Origin of the sequence: Flavobacterium panacagri (genome assembly GCF_030378165.1) — a bacterium.
Classification (GTDB): domain Bacteria; phylum Bacteroidota; class Bacteroidia; order Flavobacteriales; family Flavobacteriaceae; genus Flavobacterium; species Flavobacterium panacagri.
Window position 1 is genome coordinate 699536 of record NZ_CP119766.1, and the last position, 18701, is coordinate 718236.

The window sequence follows — 18701 nt, forward strand, 5'->3', positions numbered from 1 at the left end:
ATTCGAAACGATAAAAAAACCGAAGAAATACAAAAGTCTTAAATCCTAATAAATGGATAAAAAATTTCAATTAAAGCAAATATAATCGTTATTTTGTGCAATCAAATTTGAAAAACCGTTATGTTGAAAAACGCTCTAAAATACATTTTATTTATAATTCTAATCTCAGTAGTAAGCTGCGCCAAAAGAGGCAGTATTACCGGCGGTTTAAAAGACACACTTGCTCCTGTTTTGATATCAAGTTATCCAGAAAACTACAGTACAAATTTTAAAGGAAATACGATCACTTTGAATTTTGACGAATATATCAAACTTAAAAACACGAATAAGCAATTAATTATTTCTCCGCCTTTTAAAAATGAACCGATAATTACGCCTACTTCGGTTAGTAAATTTATAAAAATTGAAATCCGCGATACTTTACAGCCAAATACAACTTACAGTTTGAATTTCGGACAAGCGATTCAGGACAACAATGAAGGAAATGCATTGAATCAATTTAAATACGTATTTTCTACAGGCCCATATATCGATTCGCTTAAATTGAATGGTAGAATCAAAGATTCATACGAAAAATATGTAGACAACTTTGTTTCTGTGATGCTTTATGAAGTCAACGACAAATTTAAAGATTCTGTTATCTACAAAGAGTTTCCTCGTTATATCACGAATACTTTGGACAGTATGAGAACTTTTCAATTCGAAAATCTGAAAGAAGGAAAATATCTTTTGGTCGCTCTAAAAGACAAAGGCAGCAACAATAAATTCAATCCAAAAGACGACAAAATTGGGTTCTTAAAACATTATATCACGATTCCAACCGACACAGTTTACGAATTAGAATTATTTAAAGAAACATTGCCTTTAAAGACTTTCAAACCTATTCAAGCTTCTGGAAACAGATTATTATTGCCGTATGAAGGAAAACAGAATTTCAAAAATGACAAACCAAAAATCGTCCTTAAAAACGGAAATGAAACCCTAGAAACCATTGTAACACAATTTCCTAAAAAAGATTCGCTTCAGGTTTGGTTTAAGCCTTTAAAAGCCGATTCGTTATCAATGGAAGTTTCAAAAGAAAACTACGACAAGAAATTTTCTTTTAAAATTAAAGCTCTGAAAAAAGATACGCTAAATATCAAAGCGGTGCAAAATGGGCAACTTAATTTTAGAGAACGTTTCACTTTAGAAACCGAAACGCCTTTGGTAAAATTCGACAAATCTAAAATTACATTAGTCAACAAAGATTCTACAGCTGTTGATTTCACAACAGAATATGATGAATTTGACCAAAAGCTATATGTTGATTTTGAGAAAAAACCTTTAGAAAAATACAATTTCACTTTTCTTCCAGGTGCTTTGACTGATTTTTACGAAAAAACCAATGACACATTATCGTATAAATTAACCACCAAAGAATTCGAAGATTATGGAAATTTAATTCTGAATCTGCAGAATGTAAAACGTTTTCCAATTATTGTGGAAATAACCAATAAAAAAGGAGATAATGTATTGGCCAGCGCCTATTCTGAAGGCGAAACCAAAATCACATTTAATTTACTGGTTCCCGAAGAGTTTACTGTCCGTGTAATTTACGATGACAATAAAAATAAAATCTACGACACTGGAAGTTTCTTAAAGAAAACCTATGCAGAAGAAGTATTTTATTATCAAAAAGGCATAGATGTCCGGTCTAACTGGGATGTAGACCAACCTATTGACTTGAGTATACCATTTAATCCAGAGGTCGAGAAAAAACAAGAAGACAAAAAGAAAAAAGAGGCAGAAAAGAAACGGAAAGCTTTTTAAAGTTTAAGTTCAAATTGGTCTCTATCGCCTAGAAAATTCAATTTTCTGCGAGTTTCCAACATTATATTTTTATCCAATTCAGCCACAAAAACTCCCTGAGTTTCTTGTGGCTTTATTATATAATTGCCCCAATAATCGATTAATTGGGTATGACCGTTATGCTCAAAATCATTATCATCAAAACCTACTCTGTTTACTCCAGCAACATAACATAAATTCTCAATTGCACGGGCGCTTAACAAAGTATCCCAAGCATTGGTACGAACTTTTGGCCAATTGGCAACATATAAAATCAGATCATAATTTTCGACATTTCTCACGAAAACTGGAAATCGTAGATCATAACAAATCTGTAGGCAGATTTTCCAATCTAAATAGTCTACAATTACTTTCTGGGTTCCCGAAGTGTAAAATTGATCTTCTCCTGCCAGCGAAAATAAATGACGCTTATCGTAATACTGAAAATCTCCTGACGGAAACACAAAAAACATTCGATTATAAAACGATCCGTTTTCAGTAATAATGACACTTCCTGTTATAGCAGTATTTTTTTGTTTTGCTTTCAGCTTCATCCATTCAAGGGTTTCTCCCTGCATACTTTCAGCAACATCCGAAGCATTCATTGTAAATCCTGTAGAAAACATTTCCGGAAGCACAATCAAATTGATTTCAGAATCGATTTCATTAATTTTTGAGTCGAAATTTTCTCGGTTTGCAGACGGATTTTCCCAAACAAGATCAGATTGAATTAAAGCAATTTTCATATCAGCATATTTTTAGTTAAAGGTAGAAAACATTGACGTAACCTTCATTCATAAGCAAGTATTTTTAACATTATCATTGCAAAAAAAACGCAGTTTTTGCAAAAAAAATGCGAAGTGTAAAAATATTTTATATATTTGGAATTCCAACCACAATTATAACTAACTAAAATCCAACCACAAACCATGAGCATTCTCATACTCACTGCGTGCATTATTTTTTTAATTCTACAGATTGCCTGGTTTAAAATTAATCCGTTTATCGCGTTTATCATTACGTCACTTTTGGCCGCGCTTTTTTTGGGATTGCCAATAGAAACGATTTCTCCTGTTTTGCAAAAAGGCCTAGGTGAAATGCTTGGTTCCATAACTTTAATTATTGTTTTCGGAACTTGCATTGGTAAATTAGCTGTTTCCTCTGGCGCAGCAAAAGTGATTGCCAAAACGGTCATGAATTGGACTGGAAGAAAATATGTTCGTTTGGGTTTAATGATAACTGGTTTCATCATCGGAATTCCGCTTTTCTACAGCGTTGGATTTGTACTTTTAGTGCCGCTGATTTTTTCAGTGGCGCATCAATTTAAATTATCTAAAGTTTATTTAGGAATTCCCATGCTGGCTTCACTTTCTGTTGCACACGGATTTCTGCCACCGCATCCTTCACCAATGGCTTTGAGCAGTATTTTAAAAGCAGATATTGGTTTGGTTTTGATTTACGGAATCATAATCGCGATTCCAACCATACTAATTGCAGGTTTATGGTTTTCAACCCGCTTTAAAAACATCAAAACCGAATCGGATCATGAAATTTTAAATGTCGAAGAAATAACCAACGAAGGTAAACTGCCTAGTTTTGGTTTAAGTTTATTCTCTGCCCTATTTCCAGTTTTTGGTTTAACAATTACGTCTTTATTACCGCTGATTTCAGATAATGAAAAACTAATTTCTATCTGCAAAATCATCGGAGATCCAAGTATCATAATGTTATTATCACTTTTACTCTGCACTTACACTTTAGGAATTAAAATGAACAGAAGCATGTCATCTGTTATGGATGATTATACACAAGCCATAAAAGATGTTGCACTAATTGTTTTAATTGTTGGCGGTGCAGGATGCTTAAAAGAAGTTATGATTGTAAGCGGTGTAAACGAAACTATTGTCGCTACCTTAAACCAAGTTAATATTCATCCATTTTTGCTGGCATGGATTATGGCCGCAATAATTCGTATTTGTGTGGGTTCTGCGACTGCTGCAGGATTAATGACTGCCAGCGTTTTATTACCTTTACTACAATCCAACGATCTCGATCCCAATCTGTTTGTACTTTCTGTTGGAGCTGGAAGTTTAATGTGCTCGCATGTTAACGATCCGAGTTTCTGGATGTTCAAAGAATATTTTAATATCAGTCTAAAAGACACTTTTAAATCCTGGACTGTAATGGAATCTTTGGTTTCTGTTCTGGGAATTGTATTTATATTTATTTTAAACGCTTTAATACATTAAAATCATGAGTTTAAATCCGCAAGAAAAATTCGAAAGTCTTGGTTTATCCCTTCCTCCCGCTCCACAGCCTTTGGGAATTTACAAACCGTATTTGGTAGACGGAAAATATCTATATCTATCAGGTCACGGCCCTGTGCAAGATGATAAGTCATTAATTATTGGACGTATTGGAGAAGACATGGATATCGAAGCAGGAAAATTAGCTGCAAGGCAAGTTGGACTTACTATGCTTTCTACCATTGTAACCAATTTTGGAAGTTTAAGCAAAGTAAAAAGAGTCATCAAAGTTTTGGGAATGGTAAACTGTACTTCAGATTTCTTAAGACATCCTTACGTAATAAACGGTTGCAGTGAATTATTTGCAGAAGTTTGGGGGCAAGAAAACGGAATTGGCGTGAGAAGCGCTGTCGGATTTGGATCTCTTCCTGATAATATTCCTGTCGAAGTTGAAGCGCTTTTTGAATTGTATTAATTAGATTTTTTTAAACACATAGAAACATAGTTTTTTATGCATTTAAGATTAAGCAATAATTAGATCATCAAGCATAGTCTATGTTTTTTCATTCAAAGTGAAACGCCTTTCAACAGTATCCAAATCTATGTTTCTATGTGTTTAAAAAAATATGTTCAACGTAATTACAATTAGCAAAAAAAACAGTAACCATGCAAAAAAACTGGTGGGAAATAAATTCTGAAACTCTTATCGATACTCCGTTTTTAGCAGTTTACGAAGATCGGGTAAGACAAAATATTGAAAAACTTATTTCTTATGTCAAAGGCGACACGCAACGATTGCGTCCGCATATTAAAACGCATAAAAATGCCGAAATTTTAGAGCTTTTTAAAATTTATAATATCAAGAAAATAAAATGCGCTACAATTGCTGAAGCTGAACTGGCTTCCAATCAAAATATCGAAGACATTCTTTTGGCGTATCAACCGGTTGGGTTAAAAGCCGAACGATGGATTTCATTAATTAAAAAGTTTCCTGAAATTCATTTTTCAACCATTGTAGACAATATTAAAACGGCTTCAGATTTAAATGAAATTGCCAAAAGAAACAATCTGATTTTGTATGTTTATTTAGATTTAAATACCGGAATGAACCGAACTGGTTTTTCAATTTCAGAAAATTGGATTGGGTTAATTGACCAAATTTCACAATTAAAAAATATTCAATTTGAAGGAATCCACATTTATGATGGTCATATAAAAGGAAGTGTTGAAGAAAGAAATTTAGAAGCCTCTAAGTCTTTTGAACAAATTATCAATAAAGCAGAAAATTTTAAAGTTGTTGCAGGAGGTTCTAATACTTTTCCTTTTTATGCCTTACAGGAAAATGTAGAATGTAGTCCGGGAACTTTTGTTTTTTGGGATTCTAATTATCAAAATAACTTGCCTGAACAGGATTTTAAGCCCGCATTGGTAATCGTTGGAACCATTATTTCTAAGCCCGCAAAAAACACAATTTGTGTCGATATTGGTTATAAAGCCGTTTCGTCTGAAAATCCGATTGACAAAAGATTGGTTGTTTTAAATGATGAAAATCTGATTCCAACCGCACATTCTGAAGAACATTTGATTTTTGAGAATAACGGCTCATATGAATACCAAATCGGCGATATTATTTACGCTGAACCGTATCATGTCTGTCCGACTGTTGCTTTATATGATACTCTTCAAGTCGTCAATAAAAAACAGCAAATTTATACACAATGGCCCGTTGGTGCGAGAGGCAGAAAAAATACTATTTAATTTTTAATCTGAATTATGTTTATACTAGACGCACATTTGGATCTCAGCATGAATGCGATGGAATGGAATCGTGATCTGAGAAACGATGTTCCAACTTTACGAAACTTAGAAAAAGGAATGACAGACAAACCCGACCGCGAACGTGCGACGGTTTCTTTTCCTGATCTTCGACGCGGAAATATCGGAATTGTTGTTGCCACTCAAATTGCAAGATTCGTAAAGCCAGACAGTATCATTCCGGGTTGGAATTCACCAGAACAAGCCTGGGCGCAAACTCAAGGACAGCTGACTTGGTACAAATCTATGGAAGAAGCCGGCGAAATGACGCAGATTACGGATAAAAAATCGCTTCTAAATCATTTTGATTTATGGAACAATGGAACTCCAAACGATAAGAAACCAATTGGGTATATTTTAAGTTTAGAAGGAGCCGATTCAATTGTAAATATTTCCTATTTAGAAAAAGCATACAATTACGGATTGCGAGCCATTGGCCCCGCACATTACGGCCCAGGAAGATATGCCAACGGAACCGATGCAACCGGAAAAATGAACCAGAACGGAATTGATTTATTGAAAGAAATGGAACGTTTGAATATTATTCTCGATGCGACACATTTATGCGATGATGCTTTTTGGCAGGCTTTGGATCATTTTAACGGAGCAGTTTGGGCAAGCCATAATAATTGCAGGGCTTTAGTTGATCATAATCGTCAATACAGCGACGAGATGATTAAAGCTTTAGTTTCCAGAGGAGCTGTTATTGGCGGTGCTTTAGATGCGTGGATGATGGTTCCGAATTGGGAAAGAGGAATTTCAGATCCGAAGAAAATGAATTGCAGTTTAGAAACCGCTTTCAAACACATGGATCATATTTGCCAGCTGGCAGGAAATGCAAATCATATCGGAATTGGTTCTGATCTGGACGGCGCTTTTGGAACAGAACAATGTCCGTATGATTTAGACACCATTGCTGATTTACAAAAGTTAGTTTTGATATTTAAAAATCATGGTTATACTGATGAAGATCTGAAAAAAATCTTTCATCAAAACTGGATTGATTTTCTGTTAAAACATTGGGATTAAATCACAGTTAGATTAGGAAAGTTCTCTTTGTATAATTTTAGCTTTTTATCATTCGGTTCTTCTTCGGTAATAACATAATTTATCTCAGACAAACTAGCGATTTTCATTTTAAGAACCGTATTTAATTTTTCTGTAATCGTTAAAACCGCTGTTTTTTTAGAAGCCTGAATCATTGCTTTTTTAACTTGTACAGTTTCCCAATCAGAATCAGAATAACCGCCGTCAATGTCTAAAGCATTTGTTCCGAGAACCAAAAGATCTGCTTTTATGTTGGCCAATTGATGAAAAGCTTCTCCGCTCACACACATCTGACTGTATGAAGAAATACTTCCGCCAATCATGATGGTTTTGATATTGGGTTTATCTAAAAGCTGTACAGCTGTTAAAGCAGTAATCGTAAAAACAGTCAAATTAAGATCGTTTGGAATTAATCGGATGAACTCGCGAATAGTAGTTCCTCCATCCACAATTAAAACCATTCCGTCATGAAGAAGGCCGACTGCTTTTTGAGCAATAACCTGTTTGGCTTCGACAGCATAAGTTTGGTTCGATGAAGAATAGTGATATCCTTTGGTCATCGCGCCACCTTTAACTTTAATCAAAAGCGAGTCAGCGTCAAGTTCATTAATATCACGACGAACAGTATCTTCGGAAACACCAAGTTTAGCCGAAAGAGTTTCAAAACTTACACGCGTGTGCAGATTGATCTCTTTTAGAATATGATTTTTACGTTCTTCTTTACTGTAATTTAAAACTTCATTTTCAGTGCCCATGCCGATTGTTTTTTTCTAATTACAAAAATAAACATTTCAATAAATATTTCATCGAAACCAAAAGCGGTATTATCAATAAAATCATTCAAAAACCAGTTTTAAAATCCTTTACCTATCTTTAAAATACCTTTTTACTAAAATTTAAAGTTTTTCTCTTATGAAAAAATTCCTTTTTCTCTTTTTCCTTCTTTCTTTTTCAAATGGAAATGCTCAAAATTCACAGCAGAACATTTCTATAATTCCAGCTCCCAACTTTTATAAATTGACCGGAGACAGTATTCGCATTAACGGAAAAGTTCAGGTGAATTTTATAAATAAAAATTTCAGCGAAAAGGAATCCAAATCGGCAAAAATTTTAGAATCGGCATTAAATGTTCAGGGTTCTTCAAAAAAATCAAATCTGAAAATTGAGTTTAATTCAGATGTAAATTTCAAATCCAAAGAAGGTTATAAAATTGAAATTTCTTCAATTAAAATTTCAGTTTCAGGAAAAGAAGAAGGCCTTTTTTATGCTGTTCAGACTTTATTACAACTTCTTCCAAACAAAATTTCAACCGAAATAAAATTACCTTGTGTAATAATTGAAGATCAACCTCGATATTCTTACAGAGGCTTACATTTAGACGTCTGCCGTCATTTTTTCTCTGTTGCTGTTATAAAAGATTTTATCAGACAAATGTCCAGCTATAAATTAAATAATTTTCATTGGCATTTAACAGACGATCAAGGCTGGAGAATTGAAATAAAAAAATATCCAAAACTGACGGAAGTCGGTTCAAAAAGAGCACAGACTTTAGTGGGGAATAAATTCGAAAGATCACCCTTCTTTTTCGACGGAAATCCGTACGGAGGATTTTATACTCAAGAAGAAATCAAAGAAGTCGTGAAATTTGCCGAAGATAATTATGTGAATGTTATTCCCGAAATAGAAATGCCAGGTCATGCTTCCGCAGCCGTAACAGCCTATCCAAATTTAGCATGTTTTCCAGATCGCAATTATAAAGTCGTAGAATCTTGGGGTGTTTTTGAAGATGTTTTTTGTGCAGGAAAAGACGAAACTTTTACTTTTTTAGAAGATGTTTTGACCGAAGTTTTAGCATTATTTCCAAGTAAAAACATTCATATTGGCGGAGATGAATGTCCAAAAACCAGATGGAAAGTTTGTTCGAATTGTCAAAAAAGAATCAAGGATTTAGGTTTAAAAGATGAACATGAACTGCAGAGTTATTTCATTAAAAGAATTGAAAAATTCCTAAATGCCAATGGAAGACAGATTTTTGGCTGGGATGAAATTCTCGAAGGCGGACTCGCACCAAATGCTGCCGTTATGTCTTGGCGAGGAGAATCGGGCGGAATTCACGCTGCCAAACTGAAACATCCCGTTGTAATGACTCCTGAAAGCACGGTCTATTTTGATTATAATCAAGGATATTCTCCAAACGAACCGCTTACCGTTGGCAGATTAAGTACTTTAGAGAAAGTTTACCATTACAATCCAACTCCTATGGATAGTTTAACTGTTGAAGAGCAAAAATATATTATCGGAGTTCAGGCGAATTTGTGGTCGGAATATTTAACCAGTACTTCAAAATTGAATTATATGCTTTATCCGAGATTTTTCGCTTTGGCTGAAATTGCATGGACAGAAACTCCGAATAAAAATTACAATCATTTTATTCAAAATCAATTACCTTATCATTTAGAAAAATTAGAAGCAGAAAAAAGAATTTATAAAGTCCCAACGCCTTTTGGTGCAGATGAAACAGCTTTAATTGCATCAAGGTATATTTTAGACTTAAAACCAACGATAAAAAAAGGAAAGATTTTTTACACGATTGATGGTTATAATCCTGATGAAACGGCAGCATTACATCAAAATCCTGTCACGATAAATATTCCGAAAGGAGAATATCGAATCATCAAAACCATTCAAATCAGCGAAAGCGGTAAAAGAAGCTCTATCAATAAAATCATTGTCCGCAACCCGGATTTAAAACCTGCACTTGCAATTCAACCCAAGAAAAGCGGATTAAAATTCGAATATTTCACAGGAACATTTAAACAGGTTCAAGATTTAGAACTTTCGAAACCTGTTAATTCCGGAGTTTTAGAAGGTAAAATCAGTGCTGATAAATGGAAAACGAAATTAGAGCGTTATATCGGTTTAAAATTCAACGGATATATCTTTATTCCAGAAACAGGAAATTATACTTTTTCGACGCTTTCAGATGACGGATCGAAGCTTTTTATAGATGATGAATTAATTGTAGACAACGATGGCATTCATTGGATGAATGAAGCTTACGGAGCAGTTAAATTGGAAAAGGGATTTCACAAACTCAACATCAGTTATTTTGATTTAACCGGCGGTACAATTTTAAACTGTTTTATTCAGAAAGAAGGCCAAAAGAAAGAAGAAATTAATGCTTCACAACTTTACTGCGAATAGAAAACAAAAAACGCTTCCAAAATGGAAGCGTTTTTTAATATAATAATTCGGTCTAATTAACCTTTTAAACTTGCTGCTAAATACTCACGGTTCATACGTGCGATATTTTCAAGTGAAATTCCTTTTGGACATTCGATTTCACAAGCTCCTGTATTGGTACAGTTACCGAAACCTTCCAAATCCATTTGGTGAACCATGTTTAATACACGGTCAACTGCTTCAACTTTACCTTGAGGCAATAATGCATATTGCGAAACTTTTGCAGAAACAAATAACATTGCTGAAGAGTTTTTACAAGTTGCAACACAAGCTCCACAACCAATACAAGCAGCTGCATCAAATGATTTATCTGCATCGTCTTTATTAATTGGAATAGTATTCGCGTCAATTGTATTTCCTGAAGTATTTACAGAGATAAATCCTCCTGCATGCTGAATTCTGTCAAAAGAACTTCTATCAACAACTAAATCTTTAATCACTGGGAAAGCTTTTGCTCTAAATGGCTCGATAAAAATCGTGTCACCATCTTTGAACATACGCATGTGTAACTGACAAGTTGTAACACCTCTGTCTGGTCCGTGCGCTTCACCGTTGATGAATAAAGAACACATTCCGCAGATTCCCTCACGACAATCGTGATCAAAAGCTACAGGCTCTTCTCCTTTATTGATTAGATCTTCGTTAAGAACGTCTAACATTTCAAGGAAAGACATGTCTGGTTCGATTCCATCGATAGGATATTCTACAATCCCTCCTTTATCTTGGGCGTTTTTTTGACGCCATATTTTTAATGTAAGTTTCATCTTTTATAAGTTTAAAAGTTTCTAAGCCTAAAATCTCAGAGCCACTAAGGACTAAAGACTAAGGACTTAAATCCTATTTGTAGCTTCTTTGAACTAATTTAATGTTTTCGTAATTAAGAGGTTCTTTGTGTAATACTGCATCACTTGGTTTTCCTTTGTATTCCCAAGCTGCAACGTATGCAAAGTTATCGTCGTCACGAAGTGCTTCTCCTTCTTCTGTTTGGTATTCCTCACGGAAGTGACCTCCACAAGATTCGTTACGGTGTAAAGCATCTTTTGCGAACAATTCCCCTAATTCTAAGAAATCGGCAACACGAGTCGCTTTTTCTAATTCCTGATTAAATTCAAAAGCGCTTCCTGGAACTTTTACATCTTTATAAAACTCTTCACGTAAAGCAGCAATTTCTTCGATAGCCTCAGTTAAACCTTTAGCGTTACGAGCCATACCTACTTTATTCCACATAATTTTACCTAATTTTTTGTGGAAATAATCTACAGAATGTTTACCGTTGTTGTTGATGAATTTATTGATTTGATCTACAACCGCTTTCTCCGCTTCAACGAATTCTGGCAAGTCTGTAGAAATTGTTCCCATTTTAATATCTGGAGCTAAATAATCTCCGATAGTATATGGCAATACGAAATATCCATCAGCTAAACCTTGCATTAAAGCAGAAGCTCCAAGTCTGTTTGCTCCGTGATCAGAGAAGTTAGATTCTCCAATTGAGAAACATCCAGGAATTGTAGTCATTAAGTTATAATCAACCCAAGTTCCACCCATTGTGTAGTGAACTGCTGGGTAAATCATCATTGGTGTTACATAAGGATCTTCGTCAACAATTTTCAAGTACATTTGGAATAAGTTTCCGTATTTACTCTTAACGATATCAGTTCCTAATTTAGTAATTAAAGCTTTGTCATTTTCATTCAATCCTTTTACGTGCGCAGCTTCTTTTCCGTAACGTTCGATAGCTGCTGCGAAATCAAGATAAACTGCTTCTCCAGTTTTATTAACACCAAAACCAGCATCACATCTTTCTTTAGCCGCACGAGACGCAACGTCACGAGGAACTAAGTTACCAAACGCAGGGTATCTTCTTTCTAAGAAATAATCTCTTTCTTCTTCAGATAAATCAATTGCTTTTTTCTTTCCTTCACGAATTGCCTGAGCATCTTCTAATTTTGCAGGAACCCAGATACGTCCGTCATTACGTAAAGACTCAGACATCAAAGTCAATTTAGACTGGTGATCTCCTGAAACCGGAATACATGTTGGGTGAATTTGTGTGTAACAAGGATTTGCGAAAAACGCTCCTTTTTTATGAATTTTCCAAGCTGCTGTTGCGTTACTTCCCATAGCATTTGTTGAAAGGAAAAATACGTTTCCGTATCCTCCAGAACCAATTACTACCGCGTGAGCAGAATGTCTTTCTATTTTTCCTGTGATTAAGTCACGAGCGATAATACCTCTCGCTTTTCCGTTCACGATTACAATGTCAAGCATTTCGTGACGGTTGTACATTTTGATTTTTCCACGACCAATCTGACGGTTCATTGCAGAATAAGCTCCTAACAATAATTGCTGTCCAGTTTGTCCTTGTGCATAGAATGTACGAGAAACCAAAGTTCCTCCAAAAGAACGGTTATCTAAAAGTCCGCCATATTCACGAGCCAATGGCACCCCTTGAGCCACACACTGGTCAATAATATTTGCAGAAACCTCAGCCAAACGGTGAACGTTTGCTTCACGTGCACGGTAGTCACCTCCTTTTACAGTATCGTAGAACAATCTGTAAACTGAGTCACCGTCACCTTTATAATTTTTTGCAGCGTTAATACCTCCTTGTGCAGCAATAGAGTGCGCACGACGTGGAGAATCTTGGAAGCAGAATGCTTTTACGTTATATCCTAACTCAGCTAAAGTAGCCGCAGCCGAACCTCCAGCTAAACCTGTACCAACAACGATAATATCTAAATTACGCTTGTTAGCAGGATTTACTAAATTAATATGATCTTTATAATTTGTCCATTTGTCCGCTATAGGACCATTTGGAATTTTTGAATCTAATGCCATTATAATTGATATTAATTATTGTTTGAAATGATGAAATAAAGCGATAATTACGAAAGCTGCAGGAACTACCACTGCAAACCAGTAACCTACTTTCGCTAAAAATCTAGAGTATTTGTTGTGCATCCCTACTGATTGAAGAGAAGATGCAAACCCGTGCCATAAGTGAAATCCTAAAAGGATGAAAGACACACAGTATAATGCTGTACGAACCGGGCTGTGAAATTTATGAACTAACTCTCCATAATACCTAGTAGCATTTGGCGTTTCACCTGCAATATACTTGTAGGTAACTTCAGGAAACCAAAAATCATAAAAATGCAATCCTAAGAAAGCCAAAATAACCAATCCAGAAATAATCATATTTCTAGAACTCCAAGAAGCGTTTGCAGCTCCATTGTATTTAGCATACGCAATTGGTCTTGCCGCGCTGTTTTGTGCTGTTAGAACAAATCCCATTACGAAATGGAAAATTACCCCGAATGCCAAAACTGGCTGCATTACATATTGAATCAGCGGATTGTATCCCATAAAGTGAGAAGCTTCGTTGAAAACGTCTTCACTTAAAATAGAAATAAAATTTAAGGAAACATGCAGCGCTAAAAACGTGATTAAGAATATTCCCGAAAGAGCCATAGCTACTTTCTTTAAGATGGAAGCATTCAATAGTGCAGATTGTGCCATAAGTGTTTAAGTAGTTTGTTTTAAAAAATTAGACAAAAATAACTCAATTACAAAAGAACTACAACCATTTCGCTGTTATTTATAATGATTTTAAAATAGGCCTGCTCTACGTATTTTTACGTACAAAATTGAAGCCGCTAAAAAATAATTCATTATAGAAAACCTCAAATCACTGCTTTCTAAGCTATACCGAGAAAATTCAATTCTAAGTAGATTACCAAAAATTTATCATATTGTTATTTTATTCAAAGTTTTGATTTGTTTTCTTTAAAAGTTTCATCGCACATAAATTTTGTCTAGGTAAAAAATTGTCATTCCACAACATAGTTTTACCTTTAGCCGCTCAAAAAAATAAGAATGAAAACAGGAATTGATGCTATTTCTTTCGACGTAGCAAACATACATTTACCCATAAAAACTTTGGCAGTTGCCAGAAATATAGAACCCGAAAAATTAGAAAAAGGTCTTGGCTTATTGAAAATGACTTTCCCAGACGTTCATCAGGACGCAGTTGTTTTTGGAGCAAACGCTTTAACCAAATTGATCATTGACAATAAAATTGACTTAAAAGAAATCAGCCGAATCTATGTTGGTACCGAAAGTGGCATTGACAGTTCTAAACCAATCGCTTCTTATTTGATCAGCTTAATGGAGCAGAAATTTGGCGAAGATTCATTAGCAGAATGCGATGTTGTAGATTTTACTTTTGCTTGTATCGGCGGAGTTGATGCGATGCAAAACTGCCTAGATTTTGTAAAACTAAACCCTACTAAAAAAGCAATTGTCGTTACTTCAGATTTTGCAAAATACGATTTGAATTCTGGTGGAGAATATACACAAGGTGCTGGAGCTGTTGCGATGTTAATTGCTGCAGATCCAAAAATTATTGCTTTTGATGATAATTGGGCAACAAGCACAAAAGGCGTTTTCGATTTCTTTAAACCATATAGAACTATATCTAAAGAAGAAATTACCCAAAACACCAACAACGATTCTTGGTTTGATAATTTAGAAGCCGAAATCGAAATCCACAAAGATCAGCCGGTTTTTGACGGACAATATTCGAATCAATGCTATATGGATCGTACGCGTAATGCTTACTTTTCATTCAAAAAATTAAAAAATACTACCGAAACTTTATACAACTCTTGGCATAGTATCGTGATGCATTTACCTTATTCTTTTCAGGGAAGAAGAATGCTATCTGAAATTTATGCTTTAGACAGTGCCGAAAAAATTATTGCCGATGATATTGCACCTGCTGATTATCAGACAAGAATTAAAGAAGTGGCAAAATCCGAAGATTACAGAAGTTTTGTTACCGAGAAATTACAACCTGCAGAATTGGCTTCTTCATTAATTGGAAACCTTTATACAGGCTCTATTTTCATGGGATTATTATCGACTTTGGCTCATTTTTATGATACTAAAAAAGAGGTTGCCGGAACTAAATTCGGTTTCTTAGCTTATGGGAGCGGATCGAAATCGAAAGTTTTTGAAGGAACTATACAGCCAGAATGGAAATCGGCTTTGGAGAATGTGAAGCTTTTTGAAAATTTAGCCGAAAGCGTAGAGATTGATTTCAACACTTATGAAAGTCTTCATAAAAAAGAACAAAAACAAAGTGTTAGAACTCCTAAAAACGAATGGGTTTTAGACCGAATTGAAAAAGAAATTCCAGTTTTAATTGGGGCGAGATATTATAAATGGATTGATTAATTAAATTCCAATCTTTGAAATTCCAAATTCTAAAAAAAAAACCGAAGCATGCTTCGGTTTTTTTTATCCACACAGTTTGTCATTTCGACTGAAAGGAGAAATCTCACTCGAAACTCTACAAAGATTGGCGATTTTGCATGTCGAATTACTAGTGAGATTTCTCCTTTCAGTCGAAATGGCAAGATTGTGCTAAAAAACTTTTACAAAGATCACAGGACGTGAAAATAATTTTCTAATTAACACTTTTCCTAATTAGAAAAGATTATTCTCGTATAAATGAAACCATAGCATCTAAAGTTTCTTTCTGCTGTTGTTCTCTACTGATATCGGCTTTATCATCTCCTAATTGAAATCCATAATAACCAAACTGGCAATGGTTTGCCCCTTCTATTCGCACAAATTTTGTTCCTAGAGGTAATTTCGATTTGTTTTGCATAATAGATCCTTCATCTGCAACTCCGTCTTTTGAACCGTAAATTTTCAAAACTGGAATCTCAATCGCTGCAAGAGAAATATCTCTGGGATGCGAAGTTCCTATTAATATCAACTTATCAATCAATTTAGGATTTTCGTATACAAATTGTGCCGCCATTTTTCCGCCCTGCGAATGTCCTGCCAGAATATAGTTTTTCGAGGTATCTTCAAAAAGATGTAAATCTTTAGGTTTATTATATCCTTTTGATGCAAGTCTCCAAGGCATTTTGATCAAATAAACCTTTATATTTTGATCCGCCAATCTGCGACACAGCGGCACATAAGCTTCTGTTTCCACCATTGCTCCAGGATAAAAAATTACAACGTTTTTAAATTCTTTTTTAGGCTCAAATAAATAATAATCAGAAGTACCTTTTACTTTAACCAAATTGTTAGTTTGTAAAAAAGATTTATCTACACCATCAGATTCATAAGAATAAAACAGCCAAATTGTAAATAGCAAACCTGCCAAGATCCATATTGTCTTTAAAATTTTCTTCAGCTTCCATTTTTTTGTTTTCATATTCAACTGATGTTTTTTAATGAAAATTATTCAGCGTCATCAACTTTATAATGTTGTTTAATTTCTTGAAGAATATCAAATACAACGTCAATATTATTTTCCTTGTATCTTCTTGCCCAAAAACTGTAAACCCAAAATGTACTCACTTTTATGCTGTAATCAGGATCTGGATCGCCTTTTGTATTTTGTTTAATTAAATGCAGCACCTTTTTCGAAGCAAACTTGCTGAGTTCTTCATAATGAAAATCAGGATACTGTGTGTTTTTTCCTAAAACCATTATTTTATAGATTTTATTTAAAGCCACTTCTGGATTTTCAGTTCTATAAAGATCGTTATGACTTTCAATCAAAATATCTACAATAACATTTAGATTGGAATCGTAATAAGTTTCATCTGAAATAAAAGCATAAATCAAAGGACTATAACTATCAAATGTTTTTTGAATTGATTCAGGATTTCGCCCGATCATTTTATCAACCGCCACCAGATCGTCATATCTATAAGAATAAAAACCTGATTCTATTGAGCCTCTCAAATAGCAAATCGATTCCTTTTTGTCCAGGCTCAAGAAATCAGATAAAAAAAATCCGAAAAGCTCCTGAACCTTTGATTTGGTATAGGATTCATCAAAAAGCTCCATAAAATAATCTCCCGTTTCAAGATCCGGAAAACTCATTTTACTAAATCCGTAGTAATCATAATCCGATTCGTTTTCAGCAACCTTACTTTCTACTTTTACAGGGACTACCACTTTTGTAACCTTTTTTTCATTTGAAGGAGTTTCGACATCTTCTTCAAATAAATTTTTCAAAATCCCATATAAACTGTCGCGATTATAGGATTTTACTATTAATGCATTAGTCGAAGCGACAAATAATGCTCCTGCAAAAACAATTACAGAAATCAAAACCATTAAAAATCCTAACAGCTTTGTTATTTCATTAACCGATTTTTTTATGTGCAGTAAAAGACTAATTACCAAACTGGAAACTATCAAAATTGCTAAAGAAATAAAAAATCGATCACTAGAGTCATATCCCGGAATTGCTAAATCCAGATCTGAAACAATTGCCACAATAGAAACTATAAAAGCTAGAATTCCAAAACTGAGATTAATCAAAAAGGAATTTCTCCAAAATTTATCATTTGCTACATTATTGCTTCCCTCAACAATTGTTGAATTGGAATAGAAAAGACCTGCAATCAATATTTGAATCAGTACTGAAAACATCAATAAAATTAAAACTGATGAACCAATCAATAAAACAATAGTTGTTGGAAGACGATTAAAATCGTTTGTGTAATGAAAATCATGGAGCACAAAACTGCCAATCAGGATTACTATAATTTGAAGTATTAATATTGTTTTATAAGACTTTATCATTATTGTGTTTAATTTATATATTTTTTTACTTCATTTAAATTTTAGCAATCTCTTTTGCACGGACAAAAACATCTATCTGAACCTCATTCGGCAACATAAGAAATTTCTCAAAAATATAAACTTTTGGAATGCGTGCGTAAGAAATAGCAAAATAATTTATTGTGAAATAAAGCTTTATTCCTGCTTGTTGTTTTGTTTTTATGTTTTTTAAAATTTAACCGCAATCCCGATAGCTATCGGGATTGCGGTTAAACAACAAAAAATAAATCCTTCTTATGCTGTTCCGTATAATTTTGATTTCCTTTAATTCGGGTGTCTTCGTTGTGCATTCCGTTGGCCATTCCTAACATAAAGGCCGTTATGATAATTATAAATTTTCTTTTTATCCAATAAAGAAGCGGTCGCTTAGATTGCTCCAAACGAGTTTGTTTGTTTTGTTTATACATTTTGAAAATGATAAATGATTAGACATTATTATTTCATCTTATGCTTTGAGATAGCATAAAGCCTCAGAAATAAATTTTCTTAAGCGTTGTATAAACTTTTACTAAAATGTCTTGAAGTGATTATGTCATTTATAAAAACAGATTGATTTATAAATGATATTAGTTCCTGATGAAGCAGATTTAGTAATTTGAGCAGTTTCTTGATTTGAAAAGTAAAGACATTTTCAACATTTAGAAAATTTAAAACAATTGAAAATCGTATTTGATTCCAAGAAACAACCTGCCCAAATTTATAGAAACGAGAACTTTTAAGATCCAATTCCCTTCTTGAAACTACAAATGAAGACTGATAATAATCTGCCGATTTAGATTGAGCATATAAAGCACCATCGCCCACCATCACGACAAAAGTCATTAAAGAGTGCAATTAGATATTTTATGTGTTTTTTCAATTTAC

Annotated in this window: 16 protein-coding genes; 7 read left to right on the forward strand and 9 right to left on the reverse strand. The window is 34.1% G+C overall.

Going from position 1 to position 18701, the window contains the following annotated elements:
• Positions 1-120: 120 nt before the first annotated feature.
• Complete coding sequence (locus P2W65_RS03345) at positions 121-1809, forward strand: Ig-like domain-containing domain (protein WP_289663546.1); 1689 nt, start codon at positions 121-123, stop codon at positions 1807-1809.
• Here the strand turns inward: P2W65_RS03345 and P2W65_RS03350 are convergent.
• Positions 1806-2573 carry an amidohydrolase gene (locus P2W65_RS03350; protein ID WP_289663547.1) on the reverse strand — a complete coding sequence of 256 codons (768 nt, stop codon included), beginning with the start codon at positions 2571-2573 and terminating at the stop codon, positions 1806-1808. The two genes, P2W65_RS03345 and P2W65_RS03350, sit on opposite strands and share 4 nt — an antisense overlap.
• Positions 2574-2756: 183 nt before the next feature.
• Between P2W65_RS03350 and P2W65_RS03355 the strand changes: the two genes are divergently transcribed.
• The 4 genes from P2W65_RS03355 to P2W65_RS03370 all read left to right on the forward strand — a co-directional run bounded on the left by P2W65_RS03355 (position 2757) and on the right by P2W65_RS03370 (position 6917).
• Positions 2757-4076 (forward strand): GntP family permease, encoded by a 1320-nt coding sequence (locus P2W65_RS03355; protein ID WP_219071542.1) that lies wholly within the window; start codon positions 2757-2759, stop codon positions 4074-4076.
• A gap of 4 nt (positions 4077-4080) precedes the next feature.
• Positions 4081-4548, forward strand: a complete 468-nt coding sequence (locus tag P2W65_RS03360; RefSeq protein WP_179004296.1) for a RidA family protein — start codon at positions 4081-4083, stop codon at positions 4546-4548.
• Positions 4549-4739: 191 nt separating this feature from the next.
• Positions 4740-5831, forward strand: a complete 1092-nt coding sequence (locus P2W65_RS03365; RefSeq protein WP_289663549.1) for a D-TA family PLP-dependent enzyme — start codon at positions 4740-4742, stop codon at positions 5829-5831.
• Positions 5832-5846: 15 nt separating this feature from the next.
• On the forward strand, positions 5847-6917 hold the full coding sequence (locus tag P2W65_RS03370; RefSeq protein ID WP_289663551.1) for a dipeptidase: 1071 nt from the start codon (positions 5847-5849) through the stop codon (positions 6915-6917).
• Here the strand turns inward: P2W65_RS03370 and P2W65_RS03375 are convergent.
• The gene (locus tag P2W65_RS03375; protein ID WP_289663553.1) at positions 6914-7690 is read right to left on the reverse strand and encodes a DeoR/GlpR family DNA-binding transcription regulator; all 777 of its coding nucleotides are present in this window, start codon (positions 7688-7690) and stop codon (positions 6914-6916) included. The genes P2W65_RS03370 and P2W65_RS03375 overlap by 4 nt on opposite strands.
• Before the next feature lie 157 nt (positions 7691-7847).
• On the opposite strand from P2W65_RS03375, the gene P2W65_RS03380 reads away from it, so the two are divergent.
• On the forward strand, positions 7848-10139 hold the full coding sequence (locus tag P2W65_RS03380) for a family 20 glycosylhydrolase (protein WP_289663554.1): 2292 nt from the start codon (positions 7848-7850) through the stop codon (positions 10137-10139).
• Between the two features lie 56 nt (positions 10140-10195).
• Here the strand turns inward: P2W65_RS03380 and P2W65_RS03385 are convergent, their stop codons facing one another.
• The 3 genes from P2W65_RS03385 to P2W65_RS03395 all read right to left on the reverse strand — a co-directional run bounded on the left by P2W65_RS03385 (position 10196) and on the right by P2W65_RS03395 (position 13697).
• A complete protein-coding gene (locus P2W65_RS03385; RefSeq protein ID WP_289663555.1) occupies positions 10196-10942 on the reverse strand; it encodes a succinate dehydrogenase/fumarate reductase iron-sulfur subunit in 747 nt (248 codons plus the stop codon).
• Positions 10943-11015: 73 nt separating this feature from the next.
• Complete coding sequence (locus tag P2W65_RS03390) at positions 11016-13016, reverse strand: fumarate reductase/succinate dehydrogenase flavoprotein subunit (protein WP_289663556.1); 2001 nt, start codon at positions 13014-13016, stop codon at positions 11016-11018.
• 15 nt (positions 13017-13031) lie between these two features.
• Entirely contained in the window at positions 13032-13697 is a 666-nt protein-coding gene (locus P2W65_RS03395) for a succinate dehydrogenase cytochrome b subunit (protein ID WP_179004282.1), read from the reverse strand.
• 357 nt (positions 13698-14054) lie between these two features.
• On the opposite strand from P2W65_RS03395, the gene P2W65_RS03400 reads away from it, so the two are divergent.
• Complete coding sequence (locus P2W65_RS03400) at positions 14055-15416, forward strand: hydroxymethylglutaryl-CoA synthase family protein (protein WP_289663557.1); 1362 nt, start codon at positions 14055-14057, stop codon at positions 15414-15416.
• Between the two features lie 262 nt (positions 15417-15678).
• Here P2W65_RS03400 and P2W65_RS03405 read toward each other — a convergent pair whose 3' ends face one another.
• The 4 genes from P2W65_RS03405 to P2W65_RS03420 form a co-directional block, all read right to left on the reverse strand.
• Positions 15679-16413, reverse strand: coding sequence for an alpha/beta hydrolase (locus tag P2W65_RS03405; RefSeq protein WP_289663559.1), 735 nt, complete (start codon positions 16411-16413; stop codon positions 15679-15681).
• Positions 16414-16439: 26 nt separating this feature from the next.
• The gene (locus P2W65_RS03410; protein ID WP_289663560.1) at positions 16440-17798 is read right to left on the reverse strand and encodes a hypothetical protein; all 1359 of its coding nucleotides are present in this window, start codon (positions 17796-17798) and stop codon (positions 16440-16442) included.
• 248 nt (positions 17799-18046) lie between these two features.
• Positions 18047-18244 (reverse strand): hypothetical protein, encoded by a 198-nt coding sequence (locus P2W65_RS03415; protein ID WP_289663561.1) that lies wholly within the window; start codon positions 18242-18244, stop codon positions 18047-18049.
• Between the two features lie 79 nt (positions 18245-18323).
• On the reverse strand, positions 18324-18659 hold the full coding sequence (locus P2W65_RS03420; RefSeq protein WP_289663563.1) for a hypothetical protein: 336 nt from the start codon (positions 18657-18659) through the stop codon (positions 18324-18326).
• Positions 18660-18701 lie beyond the last annotated feature (42 nt).